Origin of the sequence: Bacillus sp. FSL W8-0640 (genome assembly GCF_038007725.1) — a bacterium.
Lineage (GTDB): Bacteria > Bacillota > Bacilli > Bacillales > Bacillaceae_G > Bacillus_A > Bacillus_A cereus.
Map to the genome: position 1 here is coordinate 285001 of NZ_JBBOXT010000001.1, position 10000 is coordinate 295000.

A 10000-nucleotide genomic window follows, 5' to 3' on the forward strand; every position below is an offset into this window, starting at 1 on the left:
AAGCGAGTCTGAATAGGGCGTTTAGTACGTGGTCGTAGACCCGAAACCAGGTGATCTACCCATGTCCAGGGTGAAGTTCAGGTAACACTGAATGGAGGCCCGAACCCACGCACGTTGAAAAGTGCGGGGATGAGGTGTGGGTAGCGGAGAAATTCCAATCGAACCTGGAGATAGCTGGTTCTCCCCGAAATAGCTTTAGGGCTAGCCTTAAGTGTAAGAGTCTTGGAGGTAGAGCACTGATTGGACTAGGGGTCCTCATCGGATTACCGAATTCAGTCAAACTCCGAATGCCAATGACTTATCCTTAGGAGTCAGACTGCGAGTGATAAGATCCGTAGTCAAAAGGGAAACAGCCCAGACCGCCAGCTAAGGTCCCAAAGTGTGTATTAAGTGGAAAAGGATGTGGAGTTGCTTAGACAACTAGGATGTTGGCTTAGAAGCAGCCACCATTTAAAGAGTGCGTAATAGCTCACTAGTCGAGTGACTCTGCGCCGAAAATGTACCGGGGCTAAATACACCACCGAAGCTGCGGATTGATACCGAATGGTATCAGTGGTAGGGGAGCGTTCTAAGGACAGTGAAGTCAGACCGTAAGGACTGGTGGAGTGCTTAGAAGTGAGAATGCCGGTATGAGTAGCGAAAGACGGGTGAGAATCCCGTCCACCGAATGCCTAAGGTTTCCTGAGGAAGGCTCGTCCGCTCAGGGTTAGTCAGGACCTAAGCCGAGGCCGACAGGCGTAGGCGATGGACAACAGGTTGATATTCCTGTACCACCTCTTTATCGTTTGAGCAATGGAGGGACGCAGAAGGATAGAAGAAGCGTGCGATTGGTTGTGCACGTCCAAGCAGTTAGGCTGATAAGTAGGCAAATCCGCTTATCGCGTATGCTGAGCTGTGATGGGGAAGCTCCTTATGGAGCGAAGTCTTTGATTCCCCGCTGCCAAGAAAAGCTTCTAGCGAGATAAAAGGTGCCTGTACCGCAAACCGACACAGGTAGGCGAGGAGAGAATCCTAAGGTGTGCGAGAGAACTCTGGTTAAGGAACTCGGCAAAATGACCCCGTAACTTCGGGAGAAGGGGTGCTTTCTTAACGGAAAGCCGCAGTGAATAGGCCCAAGCGACTGTTTAGCAAAAACACAGCTCTCTGCGAAGCCGTAAGGCGAAGTATAGGGGGTGACACCTGCCCGGTGCTGGAAGGTTAAGGAGAGGGGTTAGCGTAAGCGAAGCTCTGAACTGAAGCCCCAGTAAACGGCGGCCGTAACTATAACGGTCCTAAGGTAGCGAAATTCCTTGTCGGGTAAGTTCCGACCCGCACGAAAGGTGTAACGATTTGGGCACTGTCTCAACCAGAGACTCGGTGAAATTATAGTACCTGTGAAGATGCAGGTTACCCGCGACAGGACGGAAAGACCCCGTGGAGCTTTACTGTAGCCTGATATTGAATTTTGGTACAGTTTGTACAGGATAGGCGGGAGCCATTGAAACCGGAGCGCTAGCTTCGGTGGAGGCGCTGGTGGGATACCGCCCTGACTGTATTGAAATTCTAACCTACGGGTCTTATCGACCCGGGAGACAGTGTCAGGTGGGCAGTTTGACTGGGGCGGTCGCCTCCTAAAGTGTAACGGAGGCGCCCAAAGGTTCCCTCAGAATGGTTGGAAATCATTCGTAGAGTGCAAAGGCATAAGGGAGCTTGACTGCGAGACCTACAAGTCGAGCAGGGACGAAAGTCGGGCTTAGTGATCCGGTGGTTCCGCATGGAAGGGCCATCGCTCAACGGATAAAAGCTACCCCGGGGATAACAGGCTTATCTCCCCCAAGAGTCCACATCGACGGGGAGGTTTGGCACCTCGATGTCGGCTCATCGCATCCTGGGGCTGTAGTCGGTCCCAAGGGTTGGGCTGTTCGCCCATTAAAGCGGTACGCGAGCTGGGTTCAGAACGTCGTGAGACAGTTCGGTCCCTATCCGTCGTGGGCGTAGGAAATTTGAGAGGAGCTGTCCTTAGTACGAGAGGACCGGGATGGACGCACCGCTGGTGTACCAGTTGTTCTGCCAAGGGCATAGCTGGGTAGCTATGTGCGGAAGGGATAAGTGCTGAAAGCATCTAAGCATGAAGCCCCCCTCAAGATGAGATTTCCCATAGCGTAAGCTAGTAAGATCCCTGAAAGATGATCAGGTTGATAGGTTCGAGGTGGAAGCATGGTGACATGTGGAGCTGACGAATACTAATAGATCGAGGACTTAACCATATAATATGTAGCAATGTTATCTAGTTTTGAAGGAATATGCCTTCATAGTTTGGTGATGATGGCAGAGAGGTCACACCCGTTCCCATACCGAACACGGAAGTTAAGCTCTCTAGCGCCGATGGTAGTTGGGACCTTGTCCCTGTGAGAGTAGGACGTCGCCAAGCAACTTTAAGACGAGTCAGAATGACTCGTCTTTTTTGTATGCTTTCATACCTCTATCAATTGCATTTTTAACCCCTTCTAAATAAGAAAATCCATATTTTTTATCTGGCTCTAAGTAAGTTCCTTCCGCCCACTCGTTCCATGCGTTAATAAATAAAAACTCGCTGTTATAAAAAGAGTAAGTCCGATGAATTTGCTTGCTTAAATATATGGTGAACTTTTCAGGGGTAGAACCTACAAAGATGCTGCTATTCGCGTTTTTACGTCGTGCAGTATTATCCCAATCAACAAAAGCACCAGGAAATGTTTTTTTCTTTGGGAGCGATCGTTGTAATATATACATCCATACTTTATCGTAGTCCCAAACGTTTAATTGCATATCAGAATCATATATTACCTTATTTATGTCTGAAGAGCTATCATGGGCAATTGTATAGAAAGGTTCAAACTGAATGCTAGCATCGAATCCATTTATATTAGGTAGTGGAAAACTGTTTAATGTTTCAGCAAAGTATATACCTTTTAAACCATTTTCTCGCGCTAATGCATTCCAGTAATTAAGCATTTTTTCACAATCAGGAATATGTCCTGGACGATAAATAATGAATAGAGGTTTATCATCTATATAAATATATCTCTCATCTTGGAAAGCCTGTAATAAATAATCAAAGTGTTCCTTCCAATCAGATATATCTCCGTAGTCTTGAGGCATTAATATATGTTTATCGAGACCATCCCAAGATTTTGTCCATGGTTCATTTGCCCAAGAAAGACAAAAAGGGAAGTCAGGTTCTTTCATCTTTAGTACCTCATTAAAGGGTGTTTCTAATAGTCTTTTTCCCTTAAACCAGTAATGATAATAACAAAAACCATATATACCGTATGCTTTAGCGATTTTTGCTTGCCACTTTCTTACGGAGGGGGTAGTTAAGTCGTAATAAAAATCTTGATAAGGTTCCCTAGGTTGATAATGTCCTGAAAATAAAGGTCGTGCACTTTTAGTATTTGTCCATTCAGTAAATCCTTTCCCCCACCATCGATCATTTTCTTTAATTTGATGGAATTGTGGTAAGTAAAAAGCGATTATTTTCAAGTTATATCCCCCTCGTGTTTTTCGTAGTTCAAGTGTTGGGAAGTTATTCTTGATTTGGTGAAGCAATTTTAAAATAAGAGATATGTTATCTGTTTACTGTTTTTTTTTATGGTATGTATTGGATTTTTTAAGCTTACTTAATAAGAGAGTATTAGGTAATTTGATATATATCTGAAATAGAAAGTACTTTTCGTCATGAAATTTATTATGTTGAATGAAAGGAATTAAATTTTTTGAAGGACAAAGAGGGCCTGTGGTAATCGATTTACATCATCAAAAAAGTCTTGTAGCTTTAAATATTTCTCATAATGATTTTCAATATAAGTCCTAGGTATAACGGTTTCTCCGTAAAAACTACTATTTCTAACATCCCCTGCACCAGTGGGACTATGAACAAATTTGCCGTTTTCATAATCCGAGATGGCGCGATGTATATCTGGAAAAGCTTGAGATAAAGTTTTATGCCATCCTGTTTGAATTAATTCAGGATGTTCTTGGAATTGTTGACAAAAATCAAGAAAATAGCGCGCTTGTGTTGTTGCGATGAAGATTCCACCAGGGCGAAGAACTCTTGAAAATTCTTTTACCCAATTTTCGGCAGTTGCTTCGGATAAATGTGAGAATACAGAATAAGCGAATATGATATCTAATGAATTGTCGCTAATAAAATCTACAGGGGGATGTGGGCTTGCTGTTTTATATATCCCTCTTCCTAGTGTTTCATTACAAAGTGTGATCATCGCAGGATCGACATCAATGCCAAGTAAATTTTGATCAGAGGCATCTTTAAATAAGAAGCGTATAATTCTTCCCCATCCGCATCCGAAGTCTAAAACTTTACTTTCTTTATTCAAGGGAACTCCTAAATTTTGGGCGTATTCTTTTATATGGCTATAAAACAAATATGCTTCGTAAAGAGCATGTTCATAGGAAGCACCTACAAATTGTTTTTGAATTTCTTCAGGAGGAAATCTAGGTACGGGAACCCCATTTATCGTTGTTTGTGAACAACTTTGTATAAATAAATTTAGAAGTTCGGCATCAGATACTGAATTAACAAGATGATCAAAATCACTTCCTAACTTAAAGTTATTCATTTGTTAAACCTCCGAATTATATAGTGATTAAACTTTATTTTCTTGCTTTTTACTAATGAAAACATGTAAAAATTCAGCATCTAACCCTAGTGATCTATCCTTTTGTAAAAAAACAATTGTATACATGTTTGCATGTGTATAAATATATTCAATCATATCCTGCCCCCAATCGAACGTTACTAAAGATCCATTCTCATCAATAGGATTTCCATGATAAATGGGCTCTTCAATATATTCAATCACCTCTTTATTCATTCTTGCTCTTTGCACAGTTTTTGTGAGTGTATGATACCAAGGGACAGTAAATACATGAGCACCGCCAGGTTTTAATACTCGTTCTATTTCTTTAAAGGCTTTGTTTGGCGTCATTACATGCTCAAAAACGTCTTGAGTAATGAATAAATCAAAAGATTCATTTTCAAAAGTCATGTCTTCTAAGTTCTCACATCTAATACCTTGAAAGTATTGGCCAAGAGGATAATTTCTAAAGTATTGAGAATAAGTATAGTTTTTACAGTTTTTTAATAGTAGCTGAGTCGTAATTCCTCCAGGAGAGGATTCGTGAATATTATAGGAATCCCATTTTGGAAAAAATGTATGTAAAGCATGGATTAAAGCTCGCTGCCTTGGTATAGAGTTACATGTAGAACATAAATAATGATCTCTAAGCCAATCATTATGCTCTATAAATGTAGCTTTCTTTTCGCAAATAACGCAGTACCCATTATTGTGTTTCAAATTGATTTCCACACGATATCCCTCCTATGTTAATAAATGCAATCTATGTATGGAAAGTATGATACACGTCAACAATCGGCGAAATTAAAGGAAATGGGTGAAAGTTAGGTATCTCTTAAAATTACGATTAGGAGAAGGGAATAATTAGTTGGAGAGAACTCCCACTCGAATTAAAGTTTCACTTTATGCTATGCGATGTATCAGCTTTTATTCGTGGAAAAATGTATAGACTTAAAATATCCCTTTCGTGTATGGGTACATTTCAAAATCCTGTGCGTATATTTCTGTAACTAAATCCATAGTTTCTTTATCATAAAAGCTTTCGTATGTTGGAAATCGGGGAAAGCCTGGATCTGTAATGCTAAGTTCTGCATAGCTTCCTGCATAAATCATCTTGTGAGCGCGATGATGATCTGAATTTGTAAAAAGTGCTAAAGGGGATTTCATCAAATCGTACATGTGTTCCATCTTGGTGATTTGTGTATTAAAATCTTCTAAAGGAATATAGCATTGAATGAAATTTTCTTCACCAGGGACGTATTGTTGACTAAAATGTATATCTAAAGCTAGGGAATTGGAATCGAATGCCTGAACGTAATATAAAAATTGTTTAAATGATATTCCTTGATTACTATATTTATCATTATAAAAATAATGACGGATGCTTTCCCATTGTGGGCTAGCATATGGATTGTCAGCAAGTAATAAAAATGAGCTGACAGCTCTTGTATAAGGATTTCGTACAAGTTTACAAACATTTTTTTTAGCCTCTAGAAGACTATTTTGTAATTGTTGAATGTAATTTGTACTGTTTTTATACACCCAGAACTCATAGTAATGAATAAAGTCATTGTATTTCTTTGCTTCAGTAAATAATCCAATTTGAAAAAAGAACCAATTAGCTAATGAGGTGCATCCGCTTCTATGACTCCAAAATAGTATAAGGGGAAAGTCTTTATGGTAATGCGGAATTCGATCTTTATGTAGGATTACATGATTTAAAAGTTCTTGATTTATATTTTTCATGAGTTTAGCGCTCCTTTTTTGAGAACTTTGTGTATGTAGAAGCTTTTTTATGGGGTAAACAAGTGAGGATTGTTTATTAAATATATTCATGGGGATGAGTAAATATTATGAGTGTTTTTGCAGTCAACCTGAATAAGGAAGCTATTCTAAAATGAAAATAGAAAATAAAGATAATGAAAATTTATAACAAACATACAATGATAAGAGGATGAATAATCAAAATGATCCAGTTTATTTGTGTATATTTTTAAGTTTGACAATAGGAAAAATTTATTACTAGAGAGATGATATTATGAGGAAGAATAATTATTTAATAGTAGGTGGAAATAGTTTCATTGGTATCAATCTCGCATTGGGTTTATTGAAACAGGGGCAAAATGTAAAAGTATTTTCCAGACATATAAATAATTTTCCTCAAAATATTGTAAGTGAAGTTGAATTTATTAAAGGTGATTTAGAAAATGTTGAGGATATATATAAGGCTTTAGTGAATATAGATATTATTATTTATTTAGCTGCGACGTCTAACGTAGCAACTTCAATTGAAGATGTTTTCGGTGATATTAATAGCAGTCTATTTTTTCTTAATTTCATGGAAAGTGTTAAAGATTTTCGTATTAAAAAAATTATATTGGCTTCTTCGGGAGGCACAGTTTATGGTGAACCTGAATATTTGCCTATTGATGAGAAACATCCATTAAGACCACTTTCCCCGTATGGAATAACAAAAGTTTCGCTGGAGAATTATTTGTATTTTTATAAGAGAAAATATGGAATAGATTATGTTGTATGTAGATATTCTAATCCGTATGGAAAATACCAAAACCCCTTAAAAAAAGTAGGGGCGATAAATTGTTTTTTGTACCAGCATCTCAGTAATGAAAGGATTCATATATATGGGAATCCGGAGGAAATTATTAGAGATTATATTTATATCGATGATTTAGTTGAAATTACTATACAACTAGCACAATTAAATCAATTGAAATCTTGCGTATACAACATAGGGAGTGGCAAAGGTCTTTCTTTAAAACGAATTATAGTGGAATTAGAGAAAATAACAGAAAGAAAAGTGGATTTTATCTGTTACAAACAAAAACAAGAGAACGTTCAAAAAATCATTTTAAATATTGATAAGGTAAAACAAGAATTGAATTGGGAACCTAAAATAGATTTTAAACATGGGATTAGATTAAATAAGCTATGGATTGAAGAGTTCTTATATAGTAAAAAATAATAACCCACACTCTACTTGTATATAAGCAGAGCGTGGGTTATTAATTTACTTCTTTTTCTATAACCCAAAGGTCTTGATGTTCCCACCAAAATCCTTCAGTATACTTTTTGATAATTGGGTTATGGGGTAATAATTTAATTTTGTCACACACGTAAGAGGGACTAACTATCGTTTGTCCGTATTGATTCACATCTAAATCGAATTGTTCACTAGAAGAGAGAAACCAATAGCCCTTTTCATTTAAATTTGGAAACCCGAAGTATTTTTTGCTTTGATAGCCATGGGTTGTGAAAATGAATAAACCACCAGGTGAAACAGCGTTATACAATGTTTGCAGCCAACGAAACCAAGTTGTATCAGGCATATGAGAGAAAAAGGATAGACAAAAAACGATATCGTACGTAGAGGAGTCCAATTTTAACTGTTCAGGCTCAGGATGAGATAATATAGAAGAATTATTTAATTTGTTTTCAATAAAGGAAATAGCCTCTTCGTGTATATCGCAAGCGGTTATACTCAAATTCGCTTGTAGATTTAATAAATGACGTGTTACGCAGCCGTATCCGGATGCGAATTCTAACAATTGAATTGGATTGACTGTAGGAGGATAAAGGGAAGTAATTAAGTTTAAGAGTATTTGTGCTGAGTTTTGCCCATCTTTAAAGTAATAATCTATCGCTTCTTTTTTTGATGGGAAGACGGGATTAGTGACAATGAACTGAAAGATATGATCCTCAGGATGGATACTTGCATTTACATTATAGCTGTGTGCGATTTGAGAAATTAAATCTTTATGTTCCTCTATAAAGTCTTTCAAAGAGTATTCCCCCTTAAATAATAGTAGCGCCTTACAAGAGATATTGATGGCATAGAAAGCACACGTTTAAATTTTTAAGTATGTTTTAAGATACTTTCTATATGTATACATTTTCATTTTAGAAATGTCGTCGATAGTAAATTTTTCTTTAATGAAATTTTGCATTTGCACAACTTCATTGTAATGGGAGTATGAATCTTCTGTTCTCGTTACGCTATTTAAATGTCGTCTATGATAGTTTAAGGGGGCTGGATTGAAGTAAATATCTCCCTCTGTAAGAAGAGAAACATAGAAGAACCAGTCACCAGCTATTTTGAACTTCTCTAACTGTTTTTCCGTTTTCTTCATATCTATATTTTTAAAAACTACACTTGAAACATTAGGTATAGTGTTTTTGATAAGTAACGTATCTTGTATTTCTTCGACGCCTTTTCGAAAATAGGGGGCTTTCCATTTTTCTTTATCGATATCATTTGTGTAATTTAAATAATGATTAGCCAATACATTTCCTTGTTCATCTATTTGTTTTGATTGTGTGTAACTTAAGGTAATATTGTTATTTATATAAAACCCCTGTATCACCTCTTGTAAAAATGTCTTATCGCATAAGTCATCGGCCTCTGCGATCCAAATATAATCACCAGTTGCTGCAGAGACTCCTTTTATCCATTGTTTAAATACAGAACCAGAGTTTTTATCATTAATAATCTGTTGAACCTTCAGGTGGGTCTTATTTTCTTTTGAAAGCAGCTTTTTAAAAGTTGATACGCTATGATCAGTGGAGGCATCGTCTAAGAAAATTAGTTCGTAAAGAGGGTAGGTTTGGTTTAATATTGATTCGATTCGATCAGGTAAGTATTTTTCATAATTATAGTTCGGTATGATTACACTTATCTTTTTGTAATTATGTTCGAGAAGATCTAGTAATTGATAAATGTAATTAAGAAAATTGAAGTTTTTTTCGATAAGTTCTTGGCCAAAGCTTCCCTTTTGTAATCGTAATCCCTCATCATGAATAAATTCATATATTTTTTCTAGCATTTTGGGTAAATTTAAAAAGTCTACTAAGGCACCAGTTTTTTCTGTAACAACATCTTCAAAACCTCCAGCATTTTTAAACCCTATAACAGGAAGTTTTGCATCTAATGCTTCTAAAACAACATTTGGAAAAGGATCTTCCCTTGAAGTTAATAAGTATAAGTCAGCCCCAGCGTTATATAATCCGATATCGGGAGTAGGATCGACTAATGTGAAATGTGCTTTATATTTAGGGGGCAGTGTATTCAGGAATTGAACGTCTGTTCTCCCTACCCAAATGAAATGAATATCCTTGTGAGTCTTTCTTACTGAGTAAGAGATAAGTGAGAATAAATCTATCCCTTTCCGATAATCTGCGAAGCCTACACCCAAGATGATTTTGCTATCTAGAGGCAGGTTAAGCTTCTTACGTAACTCATTTCTAGCTTTTGCAATATTGTTCTTATAAGGATTGTGGTTAAACAAACCTTGAGGGAGAATGTGACATTTTTGAGGATCCAATTCAGTGATTGTACGAAATTTTTCATATACGTATTGTGAAGGGAA

Annotated in this window: 7 protein-coding genes and 2 rRNA genes (2 of these 9 running past the window's edge); 3 read left to right on the forward strand and 6 right to left on the reverse strand. The window is 37.2% G+C overall.

Going from position 1 to position 10000, the window contains the following annotated elements; genetic code table 11:
* Window positions 1-2246 (forward strand): 23S ribosomal RNA (locus N2V80_RS01605) (it extends 677 nt beyond the left edge of the window).
* 48 nt (window positions 2247-2294) lie between these two features.
* Window positions 2295-2410, forward strand: a 5S ribosomal RNA gene (gene rrf, locus N2V80_RS01610).
* Between the two features lie 14 nt (window positions 2411-2424).
* On the opposite strand, the gene N2V80_RS01615 is transcribed toward rrf, so the two are convergent.
* The 4 genes from N2V80_RS01615 to N2V80_RS01630 all read right to left on the reverse strand — a co-directional run bounded on the left by N2V80_RS01615 (window position 2425) and on the right by N2V80_RS01630 (window position 6362).
* A complete protein-coding gene (locus N2V80_RS01615; protein ID WP_000690999.1) occupies window positions 2425-3501 on the reverse strand; it encodes a glycosyltransferase WbsX family protein in 1077 nt (358 codons plus the stop codon).
* Between the two features lie 224 nt (window positions 3502-3725).
* Window positions 3726-4598 (reverse strand): class I SAM-dependent methyltransferase, encoded by an 873-nt coding sequence (locus N2V80_RS01620; protein ID WP_001058695.1) that lies wholly within the window; start codon window positions 4596-4598, stop codon window positions 3726-3728.
* Window positions 4599-4625: 27 nt separating this feature from the next.
* Window positions 4626-5348, reverse strand: coding sequence for a class I SAM-dependent methyltransferase (locus tag N2V80_RS01625; RefSeq protein ID WP_000405117.1), 723 nt, complete (start codon window positions 5346-5348; stop codon window positions 4626-4628).
* 219 nt (window positions 5349-5567) lie between these two features.
* On the reverse strand, window positions 5568-6362 hold the full coding sequence (locus N2V80_RS01630) for a sulfotransferase family 2 domain-containing protein (protein ID WP_000790055.1): 795 nt from the start codon (window positions 6360-6362) through the stop codon (window positions 5568-5570).
* Between the two features lie 292 nt (window positions 6363-6654).
* Between N2V80_RS01630 and N2V80_RS01635 the strand changes: the two genes are divergently transcribed.
* Window positions 6655-7599 (forward strand): NAD-dependent epimerase/dehydratase family protein, encoded by a 945-nt coding sequence (locus N2V80_RS01635; RefSeq protein ID WP_001230832.1) that lies wholly within the window; start codon window positions 6655-6657, stop codon window positions 7597-7599.
* 40 nt (window positions 7600-7639) lie between these two features.
* Here N2V80_RS01635 and N2V80_RS01640 read toward each other — a convergent pair whose 3' ends face one another.
* Window positions 7640-8416, reverse strand: a complete 777-nt coding sequence (locus N2V80_RS01640; RefSeq protein WP_061656031.1) for a class I SAM-dependent methyltransferase — start codon at window positions 8414-8416, stop codon at window positions 7640-7642.
* A 66-nt stretch (window positions 8417-8482) separates the two neighbouring features.
* Window positions 8483-10000: the 3' portion of a glycosyltransferase gene (locus N2V80_RS01645; RefSeq protein ID WP_000558376.1), read on the reverse strand. Its footprint extends 414 nt past the window's final position; only the last 1518 of its 1932 coding nucleotides appear in the window; its start codon lies off the right edge, out of view — the gene reads right to left on this strand; the stop codon is at window positions 8483-8485.

Bases quoted from the DNA above. Each gene is read 5' to 3' on its own strand.
- N2V80_RS01630 (WP_000790055.1), bottom strand. From the start codon at position 6,362: ATGAAAAATATAAATCAAGAACTTTTAAATCATGTAATCCTACATAAA.
- N2V80_RS01620 (WP_001058695.1), bottom strand. From the start codon at position 4,598: ATGAATAACTTTAAGTTAGGAAGTGATTTTGATCATCTTGTTAATTCA.
- N2V80_RS01635 (WP_001230832.1), top strand. From the start codon at position 6,655: ATGAGGAAGAATAATTATTTAATAGTAGGTGGAAATAGTTTCATTGGT.